The 22268-nt window shown below is 71.7% G+C and carries 20 protein-coding genes; 6 read left to right on the plus strand and 14 right to left on the minus strand.

Annotated features, from left to right (window positions below):
• Positions 1 to 430: 430 nt before the first annotated feature.
• Positions 431 to 1420: a GlxA family transcriptional regulator gene (locus ACFWFI_RS23540; RefSeq protein ID WP_387393624.1), complete on the minus strand. Its 990-nt coding sequence runs from the start codon at positions 1418 to 1420 to the stop codon at positions 431 to 433.
• 74 nt (positions 1421 to 1494) lie between these two features.
• Between ACFWFI_RS23540 and ACFWFI_RS23545 the strand changes: the two genes are divergently transcribed.
• A complete protein-coding gene (locus tag ACFWFI_RS23545) occupies positions 1495 to 2079 on the plus strand; it encodes a cysteine hydrolase family protein (RefSeq protein ID WP_387393627.1) in 585 nt (194 codons plus the stop codon).
• 4 nt (positions 2080 to 2083) lie between these two features.
• On the opposite strand, the gene proC is transcribed toward ACFWFI_RS23545, so the two are convergent.
• From proC to ACFWFI_RS23575, 6 genes are all read right to left on the minus strand, one after another.
• Positions 2084 to 2893 carry a pyrroline-5-carboxylate reductase gene (gene proC / locus ACFWFI_RS23550; protein ID WP_387393630.1) on the minus strand — a complete coding sequence of 270 codons (810 nt, stop codon included), beginning with the start codon at positions 2891 to 2893 and terminating at the stop codon, positions 2084 to 2086.
• A gap of 65 nt (positions 2894 to 2958) precedes the next feature.
• Positions 2959 to 3717, minus strand: coding sequence for an ABC transporter permease (locus ACFWFI_RS23555; protein WP_387393633.1), 759 nt, complete (start codon positions 3715 to 3717; stop codon positions 2959 to 2961).
• Positions 3714 to 4556, minus strand: coding sequence for an ABC transporter ATP-binding protein (locus ACFWFI_RS23560; RefSeq protein ID WP_387393636.1), 843 nt, complete (start codon positions 4554 to 4556; stop codon positions 3714 to 3716). The genes ACFWFI_RS23555 and ACFWFI_RS23560 overlap by 4 nt, the downstream gene beginning before the upstream one ends.
• 64 nt (positions 4557 to 4620) lie before the next feature.
• The gene (locus ACFWFI_RS23565) at positions 4621 to 5391 is read right to left on the minus strand and encodes a class I SAM-dependent methyltransferase (protein ID WP_387393639.1); all 771 of its coding nucleotides are present in this window, start codon (positions 5389 to 5391) and stop codon (positions 4621 to 4623) included.
• Positions 5392 to 5440: 49 nt separating this feature from the next.
• Positions 5441 to 5986: a hypothetical protein gene (locus ACFWFI_RS23570; RefSeq protein WP_387393642.1), complete on the minus strand. Its 546-nt coding sequence runs from the start codon at positions 5984 to 5986 to the stop codon at positions 5441 to 5443.
• A gap of 34 nt (positions 5987 to 6020) precedes the next feature.
• On the minus strand, positions 6021 to 6374 hold the full coding sequence (locus ACFWFI_RS23575; protein WP_387393645.1) for an SH3 domain-containing protein: 354 nt from the start codon (positions 6372 to 6374) through the stop codon (positions 6021 to 6023).
• 123 nt (positions 6375 to 6497) lie between these two features.
• Here ACFWFI_RS23575 and ACFWFI_RS23580 point away from each other — a divergent pair, with 123 nt between their 5' ends.
• Positions 6498 to 8663, plus strand: a complete 2166-nt coding sequence (locus ACFWFI_RS23580; protein WP_387393678.1) for a serine/threonine-protein kinase — start codon at positions 6498 to 6500, stop codon at positions 8661 to 8663.
• A 36-nt stretch (positions 8664 to 8699) separates the two neighbouring features.
• Here the strand turns inward: ACFWFI_RS23580 and ilvD are convergent, their stop codons facing one another.
• From ilvD to ACFWFI_RS23605, 5 genes are all read right to left on the minus strand, one after another.
• Positions 8700 to 10550: a dihydroxy-acid dehydratase gene (gene ilvD, locus ACFWFI_RS23585; RefSeq protein ID WP_387393648.1), complete on the minus strand. Its 1851-nt coding sequence runs from the start codon at positions 10548 to 10550 to the stop codon at positions 8700 to 8702.
• Between the two features lie 144 nt (positions 10551 to 10694).
• Entirely contained in the window at positions 10695 to 11957 is a 1263-nt protein-coding gene (locus ACFWFI_RS23590) for a PQQ-binding-like beta-propeller repeat protein (protein WP_387393651.1), read from the minus strand.
• A 153-nt stretch (positions 11958 to 12110) separates the two neighbouring features.
• Positions 12111 to 12737 (minus strand): TetR/AcrR family transcriptional regulator, encoded by a 627-nt coding sequence (locus ACFWFI_RS23595; protein WP_387393654.1) that lies wholly within the window; start codon positions 12735 to 12737, stop codon positions 12111 to 12113.
• Complete coding sequence (locus ACFWFI_RS23600) at positions 12734 to 13546, minus strand: sugar phosphate isomerase/epimerase family protein (RefSeq protein ID WP_387393681.1); 813 nt, start codon at positions 13544 to 13546, stop codon at positions 12734 to 12736. Before ACFWFI_RS23600 ends, ACFWFI_RS23595 begins: the two co-directional genes overlap by 4 nt.
• Before the next feature lie 95 nt (positions 13547 to 13641).
• Positions 13642 to 14589, minus strand: coding sequence for a Ppx/GppA family phosphatase (locus ACFWFI_RS23605; RefSeq protein WP_387393657.1), 948 nt, complete (start codon positions 14587 to 14589; stop codon positions 13642 to 13644).
• Positions 14590 to 14621: 32 nt separating this feature from the next.
• On the opposite strand from ACFWFI_RS23605, the gene ACFWFI_RS23610 reads away from it, so the two are divergent.
• Positions 14622 to 15464 carry a hypothetical protein gene (locus ACFWFI_RS23610; RefSeq protein WP_387393659.1) on the plus strand — a complete coding sequence of 281 codons (843 nt, stop codon included), beginning with the start codon at positions 14622 to 14624 and terminating at the stop codon, positions 15462 to 15464.
• A gap of 83 nt (positions 15465 to 15547) precedes the next feature.
• Here ACFWFI_RS23610 and ACFWFI_RS23615 read toward each other — a convergent pair whose 3' ends face one another.
• Positions 15548 to 17386 (minus strand): BACON domain-containing protein, encoded by a 1839-nt coding sequence (locus ACFWFI_RS23615; RefSeq protein WP_387393662.1) that lies wholly within the window; start codon positions 17384 to 17386, stop codon positions 15548 to 15550.
• A gap of 143 nt (positions 17387 to 17529) precedes the next feature.
• Between ACFWFI_RS23615 and radA the strand changes: the two genes are divergently transcribed.
• Positions 17530 to 18942 carry a DNA repair protein RadA gene (radA, locus tag ACFWFI_RS23620; protein ID WP_387393665.1) on the plus strand — a complete coding sequence of 471 codons (1413 nt, stop codon included), beginning with the start codon at positions 17530 to 17532 and terminating at the stop codon, positions 18940 to 18942.
• Between the two features lie 80 nt (positions 18943 to 19022).
• Positions 19023 to 20147, plus strand: coding sequence for a DNA integrity scanning diadenylate cyclase DisA (gene disA / locus ACFWFI_RS23625; RefSeq protein WP_387393673.1), 1125 nt, complete (start codon positions 19023 to 19025; stop codon positions 20145 to 20147).
• Positions 20148 to 20264: 117 nt separating this feature from the next.
• Here disA and ACFWFI_RS23630 read toward each other — a convergent pair whose 3' ends face one another.
• Positions 20265 to 21077 (minus strand): hypothetical protein, encoded by an 813-nt coding sequence (locus tag ACFWFI_RS23630; protein WP_387393684.1) that lies wholly within the window; start codon positions 21075 to 21077, stop codon positions 20265 to 20267.
• Positions 21078 to 21338: 261 nt separating this feature from the next.
• On the opposite strand from ACFWFI_RS23630, the gene ACFWFI_RS23635 reads away from it, so the two are divergent.
• Positions 21339 to 22241, plus strand: a complete 903-nt coding sequence (locus tag ACFWFI_RS23635; protein WP_387393676.1) for an HhH-GPD family protein — start codon at positions 21339 to 21341, stop codon at positions 22239 to 22241.
• Positions 22242 to 22268 lie beyond the last annotated feature (27 nt).

The following is a 22268-nucleotide window of genomic DNA, read 5'->3' on the forward strand; positions in this document are numbered from 1 at the left end:
GTTTCACCGGGGCCCTCCGGGCGCTTCCCTTCGTTCTTGCGTTTCCGACTCTATCAGACTCTTTCGTGTCCGATTCCCGGTCGAAGCGGGTTACTACTTGTTTCGCTTTCCAGTTCTTCGCTTTCGCGTTTCCCTTTCCGGCGAGTCCGACTCTATCAGATCCTTTCGGGCCTGATTCCCAGTCAGCGGGGTTCGTCTTCCCGACCCTTGGGCCGTTCCGACGAGTGAGACTTTAGCGGAATCCCTGGCCCCGACGCTAATCGGGTCACCTTCGAACGCTGATTCCTCATTTCGCACGTGCACACGTAAAAACGCACGACAGATGTCGCTCGTTTCGAGTGGTTACTGCGGAATGGCTGTCCGGGGACCGACCGGGGTCGGAGCTCACGTCGGACAACTCGGAGCACACTACGGATCCAGGTCGGGCGTGTCAACCCCCGTCCGGCCCACCCCTGTCGTGGAAGGCCAGCCTGTAGTCGCGCGGGCTGGTGGCCAGATGCGTCGCGAAGTGCTGGCGCATCGTGATCTCGCTGCCGAACCCCGCACGCCGGGCCACCTCAGGGACGGCCAAGTCTGTTCTCTCCAGGAGCTTCTGTGCTGCGGCGATGCGCTGGGTGATCAGCCAGCGCATCGGTGTCGTGCCGGTGGTGGCATGGAAACGACGGGCGAAGGTGCGGGCGGACATGCCGGCTCTGGCGGCGAGCCCGGCCACCGTGTGCGGTTCCGCCAGACGGGTCAGTGCGTAGGCGCGGGCCTCCGCCAGGGCGTCAGCGTCACGGTCGGCGCGCGGCGTGGGGTGCTCGATGAACTGCGCCTGGGTTCCGGTGCGGAACGGGGCCGTGACCATCGAACGCGCGATCGTCGCCGCCGCCTCGGCTCCGTGGGTCGTCCGGACCAGGTGCAGACAGAGGTCGATGCCGGCCGCGGTTCCGGCCGAGGTCCAGATGTTGTCCTCGTGCAGGAAGAGGGCGTCCCGCATCACGGTCACCCGTGGATGCTGTGTCTTGAGCAGCTCGGTGAGATTCCAGTGGGTGACGGCCCTGCGGCCGTCCAGCAGTCCGGCCTGGGCGAGGGTGAAGGCCCCGCCGCAGAGCGCCGCGAGGGGAGTGCCCCGGGTGTGGGCGCGGCGCAGGGCGTCGAGCACCGGTTCGGGCGCAGGCGTCAGGTGGTCGTCGAGCCCGGGGACCACGATGAGGTCCGCCCTGGCGAGCCAGGCCAGTGTCCGGTCGGGTGTGAGGGACAGCCCGCCGCGGAGCTGAACCGGGCCGGGCTCGCTCGCCACGCGTCGCAGTTCGAAGGCGGGTACGCCCCGGTCGGTGCGGTCCACCCCCCAGACCTCCGTGATGACCGAGACGTCGAAGGCGCGGACGCCGGGGAAGGCGACCAGAGCGATGCGGCCGGAGTTCCGTGGCGCGGTCATCGTGGCAGTAAAGCATCGATCGATGACTTTCACGCCTCTGGGAGCGGCCCCTGGCCGGGAGGAGAGTGGTGGGTATGGAGATCGCGGAGAACGCAGCGCTGGTGGTCGTCGACGTACAGCAGGGGTTCGAGGAGGAGGCGTATTGGGGACCGCGTGACAATCCGGAGGCCGATCGGAACATCGCCAGGCTGATCGATGCCTGGCAGACGAGCGGCCGGCCCGTCGTCTTCGTACGGCACGACTCGGCCAAGCCGGATTCGCCCCTGCGGGAGGGGTATCCGGGGAACGCGTTCAAGGGATACGTCGAGGAGCGGCGCGGAAAGGGCCCGGGGCCGGAGCTGTTCCTGACGAAGTCGGTGAACTCGGCCTTCTACGGGACTCCCGATCTGGACGCCTGGCTGCGGGAGGCCGGGGTGCGGCAGATCGTGGTGGCGGGGATCCAGACCAACATGTGCGCGGAGACGACGGCACGCATGGGCGGCAATCTCGGCTACGAGGTGTTCTTCGCGCTCGACGCGACGTACACCTTCGACACTGTCGGGCCGTGGGGCTGGAAGCTGAGCGCGCAGGAGCTGTCACGAGCCACCGCCGTGACCTTGCACGGCGGTGGGTTCGCGAGCGTGGTGCGCAGCGAGGAGCTGGTGGCCGCGGCGAAGTAGCCGGTCAGCCGTTGCCCGTGGCCAGCTCGCGGCTGCGGTCGCGGGCGGCTTCGAGGGCTGCGATGAGAGCGGCCCGCACGCCGTGGTTCTCCAGCTCCCGGATGGCGCTGATGGTCGTGCCGGCCGGGCTGGTGACGGCCTCGCGCAGCTTGACCGGGTGTTCGCCGCTGTCCCGGAGCATCACCGCCGCTCCGATGGCGGCCTGGACGATCAGGTCGTGGGCCTGGGCGCGGGGCAGGCCGAGCAGGATGCCGGCGTCGGTCATCGCCTCGACGAGGAAGTAGAAGTACGCGGGACCCGAGCCGGAGAGCGCGGTGGCCGCGTCCTGCTGGGACTCGGGGACCCGGAGCGTCTTGCCGACGCCGCCGAAGATCGACTCGGCGTGGTCGAGGTGTTCGGCGGTGGCGTGGCTGCCCGCGGAGATGACGGACATGCCCTCGTCCACCAGGACGGGGGTGTTCGGCATGACGCGCACGACCGGGGTCCCGGCGGCGAGGCTGTCCTCGATGAAACCGGTCGTGATACCGGCGGCGGCGCTGATGACGAGGCGGTCGGCGGCGACGTGGGGGGCGAGCTCGTCGAGGAGCTTGCCCATGTCCTGGGGCTTGACCGCGAGGATGAGGATGTCGGCGCTCTTGGCGGCCTCGGCGTTGGTGACGACCTCGACGCCGTAGCGGGTGCGGAGCTTCTCGGCGCGCTCGGGGCGGCGGGTGGTCACCAGCAGGTCGCCCGCTCGCCAGCCGGCCCTGATCATGCCACTGAGCAGGGCCTCGCCGATCTTTCCTGTACCGAGGACTGCGACTGTCTGGGTCATGCGGTTCATCCTCCGGGTGGCGGTGCGCGGTACGCGTCGTGCTGCGCCATCCTCGCACCGTGCTGTCAGGTGGTGCGGCGGCGGAGGGTGGCGGCGCCCAGGCAGAGCACGAGCAGCGCGCAGCCGGCGACGATCAGGATGTCGCGGTAGAAGTCGGCGGTGATGTCGGTGTGGGTGAGGACCTGGTTCATCCCGTCGACGGCGTACGACATCGGCAGGACGTCGGAGATGGTTTCGAGGACGGGGTGCATCTGGTCGCGCGGTGTGAACAGTCCGCACAGCAGCAACTGCGGGAAGATCACGGCGGGCATGAACTGGACGGCCTGGAACTCCGAGGCGGCGAAGGCCGAGACGAACAGGCCGAGCGCCGTGCCGAGGAGCGCGTCGAGCAGGGCGACCAGGAGCAGGAGCCAGGGGGATCCGACGACATCGAGTCCGAGGACCCAGACCGACATCGCGGTGGCTAGGAGGGACTGGGCGACGGCGACGGCACCGAAGGCCAGCGCGTATCCGGCGATCAGGTCTCCCTTGCCGAGGGGCAGGGCCAGGAGGCGCTCCAGGGTGCCGGAGGTGCGCTCGCGGAGGGTGGCGATCGAGGTCACCAGGAACATCGTGATCAGCGGGAAGATGCCGAGCAGCGAGGCGCCGATGGCGTCGAAGGTCCCCGGGCCGGCGTCGAAGACGTAGCGCAGCAGCGTGATCATCAGGACCGGGACGATCAGCAGCAGCGCGATGGTGCGGGGGTCGTGGCCGAGCTGGCGCAGGACGCGTCCGGCGGTGGCGAGGGTCCGGGCCGGGGAGAGTGCGGGGGCGTCGGTGCTCATCGGGTCTTCTCCTGGCGGGCGGCGGCGGGTTCGTCCGCGGTGGCTTCGTCGACGACGGGTTCGTCCGTCGTCGCTTCGTCCGCGGTGGCTTCGTCGACGAGGCGGAGAAAGGCCTCTTCCACGGTGGCGGAGCCGGTACGGGTGCGGAGGGCGTCGGGGGTGTCGTCGGCGAGGATCTCTCCCTCGCGCATGAGCAGCAGCCGGTGGCAGCGTTCGGCCTCGTCCATGACGTGGGAGGAGACGAGGATCGTGGTGCCCCGGTCGGCGGCGAGGGTGTGGAAGAGGTTCCACAGATCTCGGCGCAGCACCGGGTCGAGGCCGACAGTCGGCTCGTCGAGGACCAGCAGTTCGGGGGTGCCGAGCAGGGCGACCGCGAGGGAGACCCGGCTGAGCTGGCCGCCGGAGAGATTGCCGGCGAGGGCGTCGGCGTGGCTGGTGAGGTCGACGTCGCCGATGGCGCGGGTCACCGCTTCCTCGCGGGCGGCGCGGTGGGTGCGGCCCGGCCGCAGGACGGCCGCGAAGTAGTCGAGGTTCTGCCGCACGGTGAGGTCCGTGTAGACCGACGGTGCCTGCGTGACGTAGCCGACGCGCGGCCGGAGGGACGGGTGGCCCGCGGGGCGGCCGAGGACGTCGAGCGTTCCCGTGACCTCGGCCTGCGTACCGACGACGGCGCGCATGAGCGTGGACTTCCCGCAGCCGGACGGGCCGAGAAGGCCGGTGATCCTGCCCGGCTCGACGGTGAAGCCGAGGCCGCGCAGGACGGTGCGGTCTCCTCGTACGACGCTGAGGGCGCGTGCCTCGACGGCCCCCGCGTTCGCGGTACGCAGAGAATTCATCATGCGATGAATATTGATCCCGCCGAAGGGACCGCGTCAAGGGATGCGGCGTGCCCGGCCTTGGCGGTCAGCGGAGCAGCACCGCGACCTCCACCACGTAACGCTCCTCGACCAGGCCGTCGGGGAACACGGCGGCGAGGTGACCGCGCTCCTGGTCCAGGAACCGGCGGGTGGGCTCCTCGCCGGCCGCGCCGAGCACGAGGAAGGCGGAGTGGCTGGAGAGGTTGGCGAGATGCGTGTCGACCGGCACCGTCCGGGACCACGGCAGCAGTCGTTGTGCGAACTCGCCACCGGACAGCTGCGCGAGGTTCCGCGAACCGGCGCCGCCCGGTGCGCCGTGGGCACTGTCGCCCGCCCCGAAGTGACGGCGCAGCCTGGCGTCCTGATCGGCGATCCAGGGGACGGAGTGGTCGGAGACGTTCCACCAGAGCGCCAGGGCACCGCCCGGACGCAGGACGCGGAGCGCCTCGGGGAGCGCCAGGGCCGGGTCGGTCCAGTGCCAGGACTGGGCGTAGGTGATCAGATCGGCCGATGCGGCGGCGAGGGGGAGGTGGTTGCCGTCGCCCCGGACGACCGGCACGGACGGCAGCGTCCGGTGCAGTTCACCCGCCATGCCGGGACCCGGCTCGACGGCGGTGACCCGGGCGCCACGGGCGTGCAGCAGGCGGGTGGCGATACCCGTTCCGGCGCCGACGTCGACGGCGCGGGCACCGCTCAGAGGGCGGCCCGCAAGCTCCTCGACGGTGTCCAGGAGCGCGGGCGGGTACCCGGGGCGCGCGGACGCGTACAGGGCGGCGGAACTGTCGAACGAAAGGGCGCGGGGCGTGGATGCAGGCATGGGTTCATCGTGCACGCGCCCCGGCGCACGCGGGTGCGGTTCTGCCGGGTTACCCGCGCCCGGAGCGCTTCCCCTTGGCGCCCTTGCGGGCCGCCGGGTTGCCGGTCCGGGACGAGCGGCGCTTCGTGTACTGGGCGAGCGCCGTCTCGTACTCCGTACGCCGCAGCTTCTCACCCGGTGCTTCCTGGAACGAGCGGAAGAAGTAGGCGAGGAGCGAACCGATGAAGCCGATCGACTTGAGGCCGCGCAGCCTGTCCTCGTGGGAGGGGTCGGCGGGGCGGCGGGTGAAGCCCTCCCAGGTCTTGCGGAAGGCGATGGCGCTGCAGACCGCGAACATCAGCACGACGAGCATGCCGACGAGGCTGCCGACCTCGGCGATCTCCAGACCCTGGTAGGCGAAGCGCAGGACGAAGCACGCGCCGACCGCCGCGACGAGCGAGCCGATGGTGACACCCACGCGCCGCAGCCCGTACCCGCCGTCGTGGCCGACCCAGGTCGTACCGAAGAAACGGAGGGGTTCGGGCTGCGGCCCTGGCGTGGTGCCGCCCGAAGGCACGGCCGAGGACGTTCCGGGGGCTTCGCTGTTCTCGCTCACGGAATCGATTATCCCCGGCCGCGAGACGGTTCCGTCAGTCGCAGCGCGGTGCGATGTAGCCGTCACTGCCTGTCTTGACGTAGGCGTCCGCCACGAACTGGCCGTTGGCGATGTTGTCCCAGAGGTTCGACGTGCCGTACGGGCCGGAGACCCGCTCCCCCGGCTTCTGGCAGTACACCGGGACGCTCATCCCGTACGGCAGTGTCCGGACGATCCCGTACTGCGTGCCGGGCCCCCTGCGGACGTTGACGCGGTAGCCGGGAGCGATCGGATAGACGACCGTGCCCGCCGCGAGCGTCGTCACCCCCTCGGTGGCGACAGCGCCGGTGTCCGTGGAGATCGCGTCGTCCGTGGTGACTCTGTCGACGGTGTTCTCTTCAACGCCCATAAGGGCCTCCCCCGTTGAAAGCAATGCGTGTGACGCGCAGGCTAACAAGCCCCACGCTCCTCGCACGCACCATCGACTAGGCTCCGTGCGTCGCGCTTGCGCACGAACACACGGGGGTGGGCGATGCCGCCGCTGCGAGGGACCGGATCACATCCGGAAGCGGAGCATCCTGAGTACGCCGGGCAGTACCGGCTCGAGGCATGCCTCGGAGCGGGCGGCATGGGTGTCGTACACCTGGCACGCTCCCCCTCCGGACTGCAGCTCGCTGTGAAGGTGGTGCACCGCCAGCACGCGGCGGACCCTGAGTTCAGGGCACGTTTCCGGCAGGAGGTAGCGGCCGCCCGACGGGTCAGCGGAGCGTTCACCGCGCCGGTCGTGGATGCCGATCCGGCGGCCGCGCTGCCCTGGATGGCCACCCTGTACGTCCCCGGCCCCACACTCTCCGCGCAGGTGAAGCGGAACGGACCGATGAGCCCCGCCGAGTTGCGGAGGCTCACGGCCGGGCTCGCCGAGGCCTTGCGCGACATCCACCGGGCCGGCGTAATCCACCGGGATCTCAAGCCGAGCAACGTGCTGCTCCCCGACTCCGGGCCCAAGGTCATCGACTTCGGGATCTCCCGGCCGTACGACAGCGATCTCCGCACGGAGACGGGCAAGCTGATCGGCTCGCCGCCGTACATGGCACCCGAGCAGTTCCAGCGGCCCCGCGAGGTCGGGCCGGCCGCGGACGTGTTCGCGCTGGGGGCGGTGCTGGTCCATGCGGCGACGGGCAGGGGGCCCTTCGACTCGGACAGCCCCTACCTCGTGGCCTACCAGGTGGTGCACGACGAGGCCGATCTGGCCGGGGTGCCGGCTGATCTCGCCCCCCTGGTCGGACGCTGCCTGGCCAAGGATCCCGCGGAGCGCCCCACCCCGGACGAGATCATGACCGCCCTCCACCCTCCGTCGTACGAGGCGGCCGCCTTCATACCCGTCCAGCGCAGGCCGCTCGCCGCCGAGTCCGGGGAGGCGGCCGAGGGGACCACCCATGTGCGGGCGGCGGGCGGGCCGGCGTCCGGGTCAGGGGCGGCGAAGGGCCGTCGCACGCGGCGCCGGCTCGCGGCCGTCGCCGTGGCAGCGGCGCTGGTGACCGGAGGTCTCTGGGCGGCGGGAGCCTGGGGCGGCTCCGGGGCGCCCGAGGCGGAAGCCGGTACGAAGAAGGGGCGCGCGGCCGCGTTCGTACCGTGGCAGACACCGCTGCGGTCCCCCGGCAGCGCCACCCCCTCCTGCGCCCGGGCGTCGGCAGGCACCGGCTCCGCGCTGTACTGCGTCACCGCCGGTTTCGGCACGTCCCGGCTGGATCCCTCGGACGGCAAGGTGGTCTGGTCGCACCGGGACAGGTCGTCGAAGGGTTCCGGAGACACGAGTCCGGGAGGCGCGGAGTCCGGGAACGTGGCCTACACCGTCATCGCGGGCGAAGAGCTCAGGGCGTACTCCCCCGGCGAGGGCACGGAGCTCTGGCGTACGGATCTCTCCGCGTACACCGACACCCCCCTCCCGGCCGGCGACACCCTGCTGACGGTCCGCCAGGACGGAACTCTCCAGGCGCTCGACGCGGAGACCGGCAGATCCCGGTGGCGGCACGCCGTCCCGGGCCATGCGAGGCCGGGCTACGCGCTGTACGAGGCCGGGACCGGTCTCGCGTACGCGTTCGAGAGCTCGGCGCAGGGAACCACCACCCTGGTCACGGCCGTCGAGGCGAAGACCGGGGACACGGCCTGGCAGCGCAGGCTGGACGGGATGCTCACCCCGGCGGGGACGTCGGACGGCGCGCTCCTGCTGACCTCGATGAACGAGAAGGCGCAGACCACCGGGCTCGTCCGCTACGACCCGGTGCCACGGAGCACGACCCGCATCGCCCTGCCCTTCCGGATGAACGGACCGGAGACCGTGGTGGACGGGGACACCGCCCTGCTGCTGGAGCGCGGCGGGACACTGCTGGCCCTCGACACCCGTCCGGGCGCCGGGCGGGCCGAGCGGTGGCGGCTGGAGACGGCCGTCGGGATGACCTCGGCGCCGGTCCTCGGAGCGGGCGGCCGGCTGTACTTCTCGGCCGCCGACGGGCGGCTGCTCGCCGTCGACACGGAACGCGGCACGCTGCTCGGCCAGACGCGTCCCCGGCTGAGGGACGGGAAGCTCAGTCACGCCTCTTCCCTGCCGGCCCCCGTCGTTCTGGGCCGGAGCGTCATCGGTACCGCCCCGGACGGGTCCGTATTCGCCGTCGACGCGGACGACCCCGCCCACTGGTGAGACCAGGGACGGGGCCGGACGGGACTGCTGAGAGGGTCAGCCGAGCTTGGAGACGTCGCGGACGGCACCCTTGTCCGCGCTGGTCGCCATCGCCGCGTACGCGCGCAGCGCCTGGGAGACCTTGCGCTCGCGGTTCTTCGGCGCGTACACGCCGTTCAGCGCCTCGCGGCGGGCGGCGAGGTCCTCATCGGCGACGAGCAGCTCGATCGAGCGGTTCGGGATGTCGATCCGGATCCGGTCACCGTCCTCGACCAGCGCGATCGTGCCGCCGGACGCCGCCTCGGGCGAGGCGTGCCCGATGGAGAGGCCGGAGGTGCCGCCGGAGAACCGGCCGTCCGTGACGAGCGCGCAGGTCTTGCCGAGGCCGCGGCCCTTGAGGAACGACGTCGGGTAGAGCATCTCCTGCATGCCGGGACCGCCCTTGGGACCCTCGTAGCGGATGACGATGACGTCGCCGTGCGAGATCTCCTTGCGGAGGATCTTGTCGACGGCGTCGTCCTGCGACTCGCAGACGACGGCCGGGCCCTCGAAGGTCCAGATCGACTCGTCGACGCCCGCCGTCTTCACGACGCAGCCGTCCACGGCCAGGTTCCCCTTGAGGACCGCCAGACCGCCGTCCTTGGAGTAGGCGTGCTCCATGTCGCGGATGCAGCCTCCGGCCGCGTCCGTGTCGAGGGCGTCCCAGCGCTCGGACTGCGAGAAGGCGGTCGCACTGCGGACGCAGCCCGGGGCGGCGTACCAGAGCTCCACGGCCTCGGGGGACGGGGAGCCGCCGCGGACGTCCCAGTTCTTCAGCCACTCGTCGAGGCTGCCGGAGTGGACCGCGTGCACGCCTTCGTTGAGCAGCCCGCCGCGATGCAGCTCGCCGAGGAGGGCGGGGATGCCGCCGGCCCTGTGCACGTCCTCCATGTAGTACGTCCCGCCGGGCGCCACGTTGGGGGCGACCTTCGCGAGGCAGGGGACCCGCCGGGAGATCTCGTCCATCTCCGGGAGGCCGAAGGCGAGCTCGGCCTCCTGGGCGGCGGCCAGCAGGTGGAGGATCGTGTTGGTGGAGCCGCCCATCGCGATGTCGAGGGCCATGGCGTTCTCGAAGGCCTCACGGGTGGCGATGCTGCGGGGCAGGACGGAGTGGTCGTCCTCCTCGTAGTGACGCTTGGTGATCTCGACGATCGTGCGGCCGGCGTTCTCGTACAGCGCCTTGCGGGCGGTGTGGGTGGCGAGGACCGAGCCGTTGCCCGGAAGGGCCAGGCCGATGGCCTCGGCCAGGCAGTTCATCGAGTTGGCGGTGAACATGCCCGAACAGCTGCCGCAGGTCGGGCAGGCGTTCTCCTCGATACGGAGGATGTCCGCGTCGGAGATCTTGTCGTTGACGGCGTCCGAGATCGCGTCGACGAGGTCGAGGGTGCGGACCGTTCCGTCGACCAGCGTGGTCTTGCCGGCCTCCATCGGACCGCCGGAGACGAACACCGTCGGGATGTTGAGGCGCATGGCGGCCATCAGCATGCCGGGGGTGATCTTGTCGCAGTTGGAGATGCAGATCAGGGCGTCGGCGCAGTGGGCCTCGACCATGTACTCGACGCTGTCCGCGATGAGGTCCCGGGACGGCAGGCTGTAGAGCATCCCGCCGTGTCCCATGGCGATGCCGTCGTCCACCGCGATGGTGTTGAACTCGCGGGGCACCGCGCCCGCCGCCTGGATCGCCTCGGAGACGATCCGGCCGACGGGGGCGAGGTGGGTGTGACCGGGCACGAACTCGGTGAAGGAGTTGGCCACCGCGATGATCGGCTTGCCAATGTCCTCACTGGCTACGCCGGACGCCCGCATAAGGGCGCGGGCGCCCGCCATGTTGCGGCCGTGGGTGACAGTGCGGGACCTCAGCTGGGGCATCGTCTCTCGCTCCTTCGACAGAAAAGACTGTCTCCGAGCGTACGCCTCCCGTGCCAAGATCTGGACACGCTGTCCGACAGACGGGACGGAATGCTCAGTGGGCGGGCAGGGAGAAGGCCCGCCGGCCCCCTCCCCGCAGCCCGGTCACACCGCCGGAAGAGCCAGCAGGCGACGGGCGTGCAGCGCGGCCAGCCGCTTGCCGCCGGAGACCACGTACCACTGCTCGATCGAGCCCTTGCCGTCGTTGAAGGTCCAGCGGAGCTTCCCGTCACGCGCGTCGTAGGCCTGGACGCCGCCGTCCTTGTCGAACTCCGTCGCCCCGTACAGAGTGTCCCCCACCTTGGCGAACTGCAGCGGGACCGAGACCTCGCGCAGGTCGGCGTTGTGCCACCGCTGCTTGCCCGTGGCGGGGTCGACGGCCCACAGGGCGTGGGCGCTGTCCGAGGCGTAGAGCACCCCTTCGATGACGGTCGGCCCGTTGAACGTGTCGAACTCCTCGGTCTTGAGTGTCCAGCGCTCGGCGCCGTCGTCCAGGCCGAAGGAGCGCAGGTGCCTGCCGTCGGCGACGACCACCGCCCCGTCGTGGACGGCGATCCTCTCGAAGTTGGACCTGCTGATCTTCTTCGACCACAGCTGTCGTCCGGTCGCGGTATCGCGGACGGTCAGGTTCTCGCGGTGGTCGGTGTAGACGAGGCGGTCGCCGAGCACCGCGGAGGTGATGCCGGACTCCTCGGTCCCGGTGTCCCGCCGCTCGCTCCAGACGGCCTTGCCCGTACGGACGTCGACCGCGGCGATCACGTTGGTCCGGGAGCTGAGGTCCTTCTCCAGAATCCCCGCGACCACGTACACGCGTTCGGTGTCGGCGCCGATGGGCCGGGGCTGGGCGTACCGCCCGTCCAGGCGGCTGCGCCATGTCTCCTTGCCGGTGGCCGGGTCGAGACCCACGAGATCGCCGTCGTACTCACCGCTGGCCAGATAGAGCGTGTCCCCGCCCATGATCAGCCGCGCGCCCGGCTGGGCGGCACCCGGCAGCGACCACAGCTGCTTGCCGGTGGCCAGGTCGCGGCCCACCAAGGGGTCCCCGGCGACCAGCACCACGTTCCCCACGACGGCGAGCACCTCGTGGTTGCCGAGGGTGCCCACCGCGGTCTCCTCCTGCCACAGGGCGCGCGGAGCGGTCCCGGCCGGCGGAGTCGTGAACGCGTCCCCGCCACCCGTGCCGCTCCCGCCGGGCTTCGGTTCCCCTGCGCCGCCGGAAGCGTCGGCCTCCCCGGGTCCGCACGCGGTCGTCACCGTCCCGGCCAGGACGAGGCCCAGTCCCGCACCGGCCATCCGCAGCAGCCGCCGGCGGGGCATGCCGCCGTCCGCCGCGTTCCCGTCCGCTCTGCGCACATTCCGAGTCGTCACGGTCCGTCTCCCCCACTTGTCGTTCACCACATGGGACCGGCTCACCGATCCCGGACAGCCAACCATCGAGATCCGGCCATGGCGGCGTCTGATACCGACTCGCGACATCGTTGTGAAGCCACCGGCACAGCGGTCACACAGGCAGGACCCCGGTCACCCGTCGCCCAGATACCGCTGGAGCGTGGGGGCGACCATCGCGATGATCTTCTCCGGGTCGGCCGACGCCAGCGGTTCCGCCCGGATCACGTACCGGAGGATCGCGATGCCGATCATGTGCGAGGCCGCGAGTTCCGCGCGGAAGGTCGGATCGGGCACGTCCAGGTCCGCCGCGATCCGCTCCAGCAGCCGCCGCAGCACGAAGCCGCGCAGCACCTTCGCCGCCGCATCGTGCGTGAGCGCGGAGCGGAGGATCGCCAGCAGCGGCGCCCGGGACACCGGGTTCTCCCACACGCCGATGAAATACCGGGCCAGTCGCTCGCCGACGTCCTCCGAGGGGCCGCCCAGGATCGACGGGATGACGAGCGCGGGCTCGAAGGAGACCTCGATCGCCGCGGCGAAGACCTCGTCCTTCGTACCGAAGTAGTGGTGCACCAGGGCCGCGTCCACGCCCGCCGCCTTCGCGATGCCCCGGATCGACGTCTTGTCGTAGCCGCGTTCGGCGAACTCGGTGCGGGCCGCTTCCAGGATCCGGGTCCGGGCGTCGGGGCCGTCGGTGTGCGCCGTACGGGAGGGGCGGCCTCTGCGCCGGGGGGACGGGCCGTCGGCCGCGCCGGGGGTCACGGGCGGGGAGCCCGCGCCGACGACGCCAGGTGGAGCCGGGTGAAGGCGAGCGCCTCCGCGAGATCGGCCTCGCGTTCGGCCGACGACATGGCTCGCCGGGTGTTGACCTCGATGACCACATGGCCGTCGAAGCCGGTACGGGCCAGCCGCTCCAGCAGCTCCGCGCACGGCTGGTCGCCCCGGCCGGGCACCAGGTGCTCGTCCTTGTTGGAACCCTTGCCGTCGGCGAGGTGGACATGGGCGAGCCGGTCGCCCATCCGGTCCACCATGGCCAGGCTGTCGGTGCGCGCGGTCGCGGTGTGCGAGAGGTCCACGGTGAAGTGCCGGTAGTCGTCGTTGCTGACGTCCCAGGCGGGGGCGTACGCGAGCATCTCGCGGTCCCGGTAGCGCCACGGATACATGTTCTCCACCGCGAAGCGCACATCGGTCTCGTCCGCCATGCGCCAGATACCGGTGACGAAGTCACGGGCGTAGTTCCGCTGCCACCGGAACGGCGGGTGGACGACCACCGTCGAGGCGCCGAGCTTCTCCGCCGCGGCCCTGGCCCGCTGGAGCTTGACCCACGGGTCGGTGGACCACACGCGCTGGGTGATCAGCAGACAGGGCGCGTGCACGGCCAGGATCGGCACCTGGTGGTAGTCCGACAGCCGCTTCAGCGCCTCGATGTCCTGGCTGACGGGGTCGGTCCAGACCATGACCTCGACACCGTCGTAGCCCAGGCGCGCAGCGATCTCGAAGGCCGTCGCCGTCGACTCCGGATAGACGGAGGCCGTCGACAGGGCGACCTTCGCATCCGGGATGCGCACCACTGGTTCTGCCACGTGGACAGGGTACGGGCAGCGGTACGCGACGCCGAGGGAGCCCGGCTGAAAGTGAGAAGGACCATGAGGGGCGGCGGCCGGGATCAGGCCATGGCCGACTGCTCCGCCGGCAGGTGGTCGAGGCGGCGCAGGATGACTCCCTCGCGCAGCGCCCAGGGGCAGATCTCCAGCTCCTCGACCCCGAACAGGTCCATCGCGCCCTCGGCGACGAGCGCCCCCGCCAGGAGCTGGGCGGCGCGTCCCTCGGTGACTCCGGGCAGGCTCCCCCGCTGCTCGGCGGTCATCGCCGACAGCTTCGGCACCCACTCCTCCAGGGCCTTGCGGGTGAGGACGCGCTGCACGTACAGCCCCTCGGCGGAACGGGCGGCACCGGTGATCCTGGCGAGCTGCCGGAACGTCTTGGAGGTCCCGACGACGTGGTCGGGCGGCCCCAGCCGGGTGAACTCGCCGACCGTACGGGCGATACCGGCGCGGACATGGCGGCGCAGCGCCCGTACGGCCGTCGGGTCCGGCGGGTCGCCCGGGAGCCAGGCGGCGGTGAGGCGGCCGGCGCCGAACGGCAGCGAGACGGCGGCGTCGGGCTCCTCGTCCATCCCGTAGCCGACCTCGAGCGAGCCGCCTCCGATGTCCAGGACCAGGAGCTTCCCGGCTGACCAGCCGAACCAGCGGCGGGCGGCCAGGAAGGTCAGCCGGGCCTCCTCCTCGCCACTGAGGACGGTGAGGGCGACACCGGTCTCGTCCCGCACACGGGCCAGCACCTGGTCCGCGTTGCCCGCCTCGCGCACGGCGGAGGTGGCGAACGCCAGCACGTCCTCGCAGCCCTTGTCCTCGGCCGCCTGGAGGGCGTCACCGACCGTGGCGACGAGCCGGTCCACTCCCTCGGGACCGATCGACCCCTCCGGGTCGAGGAGTTCGGCGAGCCGCAACTCCGCCTTGTGCGAGTGGGCCGGCAGCGGGCGGGCGCCGGGGTGCGCGTCGACCACCAGCAGATGCACCGTGTTCGACCCCACGTCGAGGACTCCGAGTCTCATACGGGAACGCTACTGCGGCTTACTCTGGGCAGGTGCCAAAGACGAAAAAGGCGAAGCCGGACAAAGCCACGAAGAAGCAGCAGATGACGAAGCAGGAGACGCAGCAGCCGGAAGCAGCGGGGCCGGACGGGCCCGACGAGAAGGGGCTCGACTTCGCGCGGGCCTGGGTCGAATTCCCCGACCCCGCCGACGACGAGCAGGTCTTCCGCTGCGATCTGACCTGGCTGACGTCCAGGTGGACCTGCATCTTCGGCAGCGGCTGCCAGGGAATCGAGGCCGGCCGCGCGGACGACGGCTGCTGCACGCTGGGCGCGCACTTCTCGGACAAGGACGACGAGAAGCGGGTGGCCGGGCACGTCGCGCGGCTCACTCCTGAGCTGTGGCAGTTCCACGATGTCGGCACGAAGACCGGCTGGGTCGGTGTCGACGAGGACGGCGAGCGTCAGACGCGGCGCTGGGAGGGTTCCTGCATCTTCCAGAACCGTCCCGGGTTCGCGGGCGGCATGGGCTGCTCGCTGCACATCCTGGCCCTCAAGGAGGGCAAGGAGCCGCTGGAGACCAAGCCCGACGTGTGCTGGCAGCTGCCGGTCCGCCGTACGTACGACTGGATCGAACGGCCCGACGACACGCGCGTGCTCCAGATCTCGATCGGGGAGTACGACCGCCGGGGCTGGGGACCGGGCGGTCACGATCTGCACTGGTGGTGCACGTCGGCCACGTCCGCGCACGGGGCCGGTGACCCGGTCTACGTGTCCTACCGTCCCGAGCTCACGGAGCTGATGGGCAAGGAGGCCTACGACCGGCTGGTCGAGCTGTGCGAGCAGCGGCTGGCGTCGCTGCTGCCGATGGCGCCGCATCCCGCCGATCCGGCCTGACGCGGGTCCGGCTCCCGACTCCCGGACGGCGGCCTGGTGTGCGGCGCACAAACGTTCCGCCGCGCACCGGCCGCCGTTCCGCGTCAGCCTGCCGGTCCGGACGGCTCGTCCGGGAGCGTCGTCGGGGCGGGTGCGGTGGATCCGTCCGACGGTGACGGTGTGGGGCCGGGAGAGTCCGGTGGGTCCGTGGGTGTGGGTGTCGGGTCCGGTGGCCCGGTGGGGTCCGTGGGGGTCGGGGTCGGGTCCGTCGACGGAGGCGGGGAGGACGGCGTGGACGGCGTGGGGTCCGGGGTCCCGGACGAGGGATCCGGTGACGGCTCCGGGCTTCCGGGGCGCGGGGCCGTGGCGCCGTGGCCGGTGATCGCGACGGCGGACCCCGACGGGGCGAGCAGGACGCGGGCGCTCCACGGGCCCTGCGGCTCGGCCGTGCGGTTCACGAACACGTAGAAGGTGGCGCTCCGGCCGGGGGCGACCGTGCCTGACGTACGGCTGAGGCGCAGCCACGGGGCGTCCGCCCTCGCCGACCAGGCGACGGCCTCGTCGCCCGTCGCGGTCAGGGTGATCGTCGTACGGCCACCGGACGAGCGGGCCGAGACAGCGAGCGTGCCCGCTGTGTCCGGGTCGGCGCCGACGCTGATGACCTCGGCCGAGACATCCGGGCTCCGGGCGCCGTCCGTGAAGCCGCCGTTCCCTTCGGGGCGGGCGTTGCCCGCGTTCTCGTAGTGGTCGTACGGATCGCCTTCGGTGCCGGGCTCCCCGTCCACGTCGGTCGCGGTGACCGAGGTGTCGCGGCCCTCGCCGGTCAGCGGCGCGCCCCGGTAGGCCGCCCACAGGGCGATCACCGGGGCGGCGACGACCGTCGCCACGACCGTCGTCGTCACGACGCGGGCGCGCAGCCGGTCCCGGCGCGCGGCATGGTCCTTGGGGTCCAGAGGGAAGCCGGTCCGGCCGAAGCGCGGGGCACCGGAACGGGACCGCCGGGCGTGCGTCAGCGCGACGTGCACCGATGGGCGGGGCGCCTCGACGACCGGCAGCGCGGCGGCCGGAGTGACGGTCGCACCGGGCCAGGGCCCGGTCGCGCCGGCCCGCTCGGCGGCGCGGCGGCAGCGGGGACAGTCGTCGACGTGCCGGACGAGCTCCCGGCGCAGGGCCGCCGAGAGCAGCACCTGATGGGCGCCGGTGAGCCTGGCGACGGCCGGGCAGTTGCCGGTCTCCACGACGGCGAGAGCGGCGCGGGTGCGCTCCACCTCGCAGGCGGCACCGGACAGGAGCTCCCGGGCGCTGCCGGGGTCGAGGCCGAGGACGGCGGCGACGGCGCGCGGGGTGAGCCCGTGGCGCACCGCGAGCTCCAGCGCCTCGCGCTGCTCGGGGGTGGTGCCCGCGGCCTCGGGCCAGGCGAGTTGCGCGAGTTCACGCCGTCGCGCTTCCGTGACCGGGGACTCCGTGGATGTCCCGGGGGAAGCGGCTTCCTCGGGGGTGCCGTCGGCGCCCCGGCCGCCGGCCCCTGAGCGGCCCTCGCGGGGCGCGGTGCCATGCGGGACGGACGGCCGCCGGTGCGCCTGGCGGCCCCTCCGCTGCTCCGTGAGCGCCCGCAGGCACGTCCACCTGGCCAGGGCGTACAGCCAGGATTTACGTTCCTCCTCGGCCGCGGGGCACCGGCCGTCCTGCCGTTCCGCGATCGCCAGGACCGAGCCGAGCGCCTCGGTGGCCGCCTCGTGGTCGCAGAGCACGGAGAGGCAGTAGGTGAACAGGCCGTCGAGATACGGCTCGTAACGTGCGGGCGATCGCCGCGCCGTGGGGCGGGCCTCGCGACGGTGCGCCCGGTGTGCGCCGGTGGTGTGCGTGGGGGTCTCCAGCCTGCTGCTCGTCACCTGGCGACCGTAGGCAGATACGGGAGAAACCCTGACAGCACTTTCCGACATTTAATCCTTACGGGTGACGCTCTCCCTCCAAAGGGGACAGGAATCCCGGATTCCTCCGGAACTATCGCATCGGGCACATGTTCGTCTCCCGTGACTGTGGTCGACTGGTCGGCACTGTCGGACCACACCTATACGGTGACGCCATGGCTGCCCGTACGAAATCCGCGAAGGACCGACCGTCCTACCGCTGCACCGAATGCGGCTGGACGACCGCCAAATGGCTCGGCCGCTGCCCTGAGTGCCAGGCCTGGGGGACGGTCGAGGAGTTCGGCGGCGCCCCCGCGGTCCGTACGACGGCGGCGGGCCGGGTCTCCTCCGCCGCCCTGCCGATCGGCCAGGTCGACAGCCGGCAGGCCACGGCGCGCTCGACCGGGGTCGGCGAGCTGGACCGCGTGCTCGGCGGCGGGCTCGTGCCCGGTGCCGTCGTGCTGCTCGCGGGCGAGCCGGGCGTCGGCAAGTCGACGCTGCTGCTCGACGTGGCCGCCAAGGCGGCGAGCGACGACCACCGCACGCTCTACGTCACGGCCGAGGAATCCGCCAGCCAGGTGCGGATGCGGGCCGACCGGATCCGGGCGATCAACGACAACCTGTATCTGGCCGCCGAGACCGACCTCTCGGCGGTCCTGGGGCATCTGGACGCGGTCAAGCCGTCCCTCCTCGTCCTCGACTCCGTGCAGACCGTCGCCTCGCCCGAGATCGACGGCGCGCCCGGCGGCATGGCGCAGGTCCGCGAGGTCGCGGGAGCGCTCATCAGGGCCTCGAAGGAGCGCGGCATGTCGACGCTCCTGGTGGGCCACGTGACCAAGGACGGCGCGATCGCGGGACCGAGGCTCCTGGAGCACCTCGTCGACGTGGTGCTGTCCTTCGAGGGCGACCGGCACGCGCGCCTCCGGCTCGTACGGGGCGTCAAGAACAGGTACGGCGCCACGGACGAGGTCGGCTGCTTCGAGCTGCACGACGAGGGCATCACAGGCCTGGCCGACCCCTCCGGGCTCTTCCTCACCCGCCGTGACGAGCCCGTCCCCGGCACCTGCCTGACGGTCACCCTCGAGGGCAAGCGTCCGCTCGTCGCCGAGGTGCAGGCGCTGACGGTCGATTCGCAGATCCCCTCGCCCCGGCGCACCACCTCGGGCCTGGAGACCTCCAGGGTCTCGATGATGCTGGCCGTTCTCGAACAGCGGGGCCGGATCAGCGCGCTCGGCAAGCGGGACATCTACAGTGCGACGGTGGGCGGGGTGAAGCTCACCGAGCCGGCCGCGGACCTCGCGATCGCCCTGGCACTGGCCAGTGCGGCCAGCGACACACCGCTCCCGAAGAACCTGGTCGCGATCGGCGAAGTGGGCCTCGCCGGGGAGGTCAGAAGGGTGACGGGGGTCCAGCGCAGGCTGGCCGAGGCGTACCGTCTCGGGTTCAAGCACGCCCTGGTCCCGAGGGACCCCGGGCAGGTCCCTGCGGGCATGAAGGTCACGGAAGTGGCCGACATGGGAGACGCCCTGAGAGTCCTCCCCCGCCGGTCTCGACCGGACGGACCACAGGAGGACGGCGCACGCCGGTAGACTTTGCCCTGGTCTCGCCCGCCCGTACGAACGGTATGAGGGACGCAAGGGCACCGCAAACCTGTGACCGGAGGAGTGCAGTGGCAGCCAACGACCGGGCAGCATCGCCCGGAAAGTCCGGCCAAGGCACGAGTAACGAGGCGTTGATGCGCGCCTCGTTGAGCGCCGTCGCGCCCGGAACGGCCCTCCGCGACGGCCTGGAGCGCATTCTCCGCGGCAACACCGGCGGCCTGATCGTCCTCGGCATGGACAAAACCGTCGAATCCATGTGTACGGGCGGCTTCGTGCTCGACGTGGAATTCGCCGCGACGCGCCTGCGCGAACTGTGCAAGCTGGACGGCGCGATGATCCTCGACAAGGACATGACCAAGATCCTTCGGGCCGGCGTCCAGCTGGTCCCGGACGCCTCCATCCCCACCGAGGAGACGGGCACGCGCCACCGCACGGCGGACCGGGTCTCCAAGGCGTGCGGCTTCCCCGTGGTGTCGGTCTCCCAGTCGATGCGCCTGATCGCCTTGTACGTGGACGGGGAGCGGCGGGTCCTGGAGGAGTCCTCCGCGATCCTGTCCCGCGCCAACCAGGCGCTCGCCACCCTGGAGCGGTACAAGCTCAGGCTGGACGAGGTCGCCGGGACGCTCTCCGCACTGGAGATCGAGGACCTCGTGACGGTCCGGGACGTGACGGCGGTCTCGCAGCGGCTGGAGATGGTGCGCCGGATCGCGACCGAAATCGCCGAGTACGTGGTGGAGCTGGGCACCGACGGCCGTCTCCTGGCACTCCAGCTGGACGAGTTGATCGCCGGCGTGGAGCCGGAGCGGGAGCTGGTCGTACGCGACTACGTACCCGAGCCGACCGCGAAGCGGTCCCGTACGGTCGCGGAAGCGCTGGCCGAGCTGGACACGCTCACTCACACAGAGCTGCTCGAACTGCCCGTGGTGGCACGGGCACTGGGATACAGCGGCTCGCCCGAGACGCTGGACTCGGCGGTCTCCCCGCGAGGCTTCCGGCTGCTGGCGAAGGTGCCGCGGCTTCCCGGGGCGATCATCGAGCGGCTGGTGGAGCACTTCGGCGGCCTGCAGAAGCTGCTCGCCGCGAGCGTGGACGACCTCCAGGCGGTCGACGGGGTCGGCGAGGCACGGGCCCGGAGCGTGCGGGAGGGACTCTCGCGGCTCGCGGAGTCCTCGATCCTGGAGCGGTACGTCTGAGGGGTCAGCCCCTGGACAGGCTCCGCGGAGTCCCCGCCCGGCTCACCCCCAGGGCTGCCGTTCGGATCAGCGAGGCGCCGGACGGCCGTTCCCGGTAGGGCCGGCCCTACCGGGCCGTCAGTCCTTGGCCAGGACGAACGAGGCCCGCTGGACGGTCTCACCCTGGATCTCGGCCTCCAGCAGGTACGTCCCCGGGGCCGCGGCGCGGACGGGCGGCGTCGCGCACCGGGGTGCGCTTCCCTTCCGGTCCCACTCCACGGTGTGGACGACCGTCGCTCCCGCCGGGACCCTCAGGAAGAGGGCGCCGGCCTTCGGGCAGTCCTTGGAGGACCACACCTGCTCGTCGTCCTCGCCGGCCTCGGTGATCGTGAGCACCGCGCTCTTCGGGCCGAAGTCGGCCTTGCAGTCGGCAGCCGAGGTGTTCCTGGCGCTCAGCCGGAACTTCGGCTTGTCGTCGGGTGCGTAGCTGATGTCCGTCTTCAGGCTCAACTGCAGTACGGCGGGCGTGCAGTTGGGGAGCGACGAACCGGCCGGCACCTGCTGGCCGCCCGTACCGCCGCCGGTGCCCGCGCTGGCGCCCGCCGATGCGGAACCACCCGCTCCTGCGGTGTCCGATCCTGCCGCGCCGCCCGTCCCGGTGTCCCCGCCTTCTCCCGCGGAGCCCCCGTCCGTGCCGGTGCCGGGATCTCCCGACTCGTCGCGTCCGCCGGGGGGTTGGCCGACGACCGGGCCGGAACTCGAAGGCCCGGGGGTGATGGACGGAGCGGGGTCGGACCCTCCGGGCTTACCGTCGTCCTTCGCGCCGCCGCTGCCGCCACCCGAGGTGACGGCCCACGCAGCCAGCGCCGCGAGCAGCGCGATCACCAGCACCGCTACTGCTCTCCGACGCCAATAGATGCTGGAGGGAAGCGGCCCGACCGGATTGCGCATAGAACCCACGGACCGAACTGTACGAGAGATCCTGCCCAACTCCGGCCCCCAACCGCCGCTCTGATCGACAAGTTTTCCGGATCATCATCACGGAGGGGCCGCTCCTGGGCGCTTCCAGCCGCTTTGCGCCGACTCGAAGATCGTCCGCCCCGTACAAAGGGACAGAACGGGTGGCGTTATCACTCCCCAAGCCCTCGGCCGGGCCGACACCCCCGCAGCCGTGCCCGTCGTCCCACCTTCCGTGCCAGGATCGTGGGTGCGATGACTGCCACGACTGCGACACAGACGCCCCCCGCCTCCCTCCATACCCCCGTCATCGGGTGGTTCGAGCAGCACGCCCGCGATCTGCCCTGGCGCCGCCCCGAAGCGGGTGCCTGGGGTGTGATGGTGAGCGAGTTCATGCTGCAGCAGACCCCGGTGAACCGAGTCCTCCCGGTCTACGAACAGTGGGTGGCCCGCTGGCCGCGTCCTGCGGACCTGGCCGCCGACGCACCGGGAGAAGCCGTCCGTGCCTGGGGCCGGCTCGGCTACCCGCGGCGCGCGCTACGGCTGCACGGGGCGGCGCAGGCGATAACGGAACGTCATGGCGGGGACGTGCCGAGCGAGCACGGCCAGTTGCTCGCACTGCCCGGGATCGGGGAGTACACGGCGGCGGCCGTGGCCTCGTTCGCGTACGGGCAGCGCCACGCCGTGCTGGACACGAACGTCCGCAGGGTGTTCGCCAGGGCCGCGAGCGGCATCCAGTACCCGCCCAACGCGACCACCGCGGCCGAGCGCAAGCTCGCCCGCGCCCTGCTCCCCGAGGAGGACGAGCGCGCCGCGAGTTGGGCGGCGGCGACGATGGAGCTCGGCGCACTCGTGTGCACCGCGAAGAACGAGGACTGCACTCGGTGCCCGATCGCCGGACAGTGCGCCTGGCGACTGGCCGGGAAGCCCGCCCACCAGGGCCCGCCGCGGCGGGGCCAGACCTACGCCGGCACGGACCGGCAGGTGCGGGGGCGGCTGCTCGCGGTGCTGCGTGACGCGGTCACCCCGGTGCCGCAGTCCGCGCTGGACTCGGTGTGGGAGGAGCCCGTGCAGCGGGCGCGCGCCCTGGACGGGCTCGTCGCCGACGGTCTGGTCGAGCCCCTGGCGAACGGCCGGTACCGGCTGCCCCTGACCTGATCCACCTGCACGGACGCACGGCTGTCC

This window comes from Streptomyces sp. NPDC060209, from assembly GCF_042728155.1.
In the GTDB taxonomy this organism is placed as follows: Bacteria; Actinomycetota; Actinomycetes; order Streptomycetales; family Streptomycetaceae; genus Streptomyces.

What these genes read in the sequence shown, in the direction of transcription:
- ACFWFI_RS23540 (WP_387393624.1), bottom strand. Translation starts at nt 1,420, where the DNA reads ATGACCGCGCCACGGAACTCCGGCCGCATCGCTCTGGTCGCCTTCCCC.
- ACFWFI_RS23545 (WP_387393627.1), top strand. Translation starts at nt 1,495, where the DNA reads ATGGAGATCGCGGAGAACGCAGCGCTGGTGGTCGTCGACGTACAGCAG.
- proC (WP_387393630.1), bottom strand. Translation starts at nt 2,893, where the DNA reads ATGACCCAGACAGTCGCAGTCCTCGGTACAGGAAAGATCGGCGAGGCC.
- ACFWFI_RS23555 (WP_387393633.1), bottom strand. Translation starts at nt 3,717, where the DNA reads ATGAGCACCGACGCCCCCGCACTCTCCCCGGCCCGGACCCTCGCCACC.
- ACFWFI_RS23560 (WP_387393636.1), bottom strand. Translation starts at nt 4,556, where the DNA reads ATGATGAATTCTCTGCGTACCGCGAACGCGGGGGCCGTCGAGGCACGC.
- ACFWFI_RS23565 (WP_387393639.1), bottom strand. Translation starts at nt 5,391, where the DNA reads ATGCCTGCATCCACGCCCCGCGCCCTTTCGTTCGACAGTTCCGCCGCC.
- ACFWFI_RS23575 (WP_387393645.1), bottom strand. Translation starts at nt 6,374, where the DNA reads ATGGGCGTTGAAGAGAACACCGTCGACAGAGTCACCACGGACGACGCG.
- ACFWFI_RS23580 (WP_387393678.1), top strand. Translation starts at nt 6,498, where the DNA reads ATGCCGCCGCTGCGAGGGACCGGATCACATCCGGAAGCGGAGCATCCT.
- ilvD (WP_387393648.1), bottom strand. Translation starts at nt 10,550, where the DNA reads ATGCCCCAGCTGAGGTCCCGCACTGTCACCCACGGCCGCAACATGGCG.
- ACFWFI_RS23605 (WP_387393657.1), bottom strand. Translation starts at nt 14,589, where the DNA reads ATGAGACTCGGAGTCCTCGACGTGGGGTCGAACACGGTGCATCTGCTG.
- ACFWFI_RS23615 (WP_387393662.1), bottom strand. Translation starts at nt 17,386, where the DNA reads ATGTCGGAAAGTGCTGTCAGGGTTTCTCCCGTATCTGCCTACGGTCGC.
- radA (WP_387393665.1), top strand. Translation starts at nt 17,530, where the DNA reads ATGGCTGCCCGTACGAAATCCGCGAAGGACCGACCGTCCTACCGCTGC.
- ACFWFI_RS23630 (WP_387393684.1), bottom strand. Translation starts at nt 21,077, where the DNA reads ATGCGCAATCCGGTCGGGCCGCTTCCCTCCAGCATCTATTGGCGTCGG.
- ACFWFI_RS23635 (WP_387393676.1), top strand. Translation starts at nt 21,339, where the DNA reads ATGACTGCCACGACTGCGACACAGACGCCCCCCGCCTCCCTCCATACC.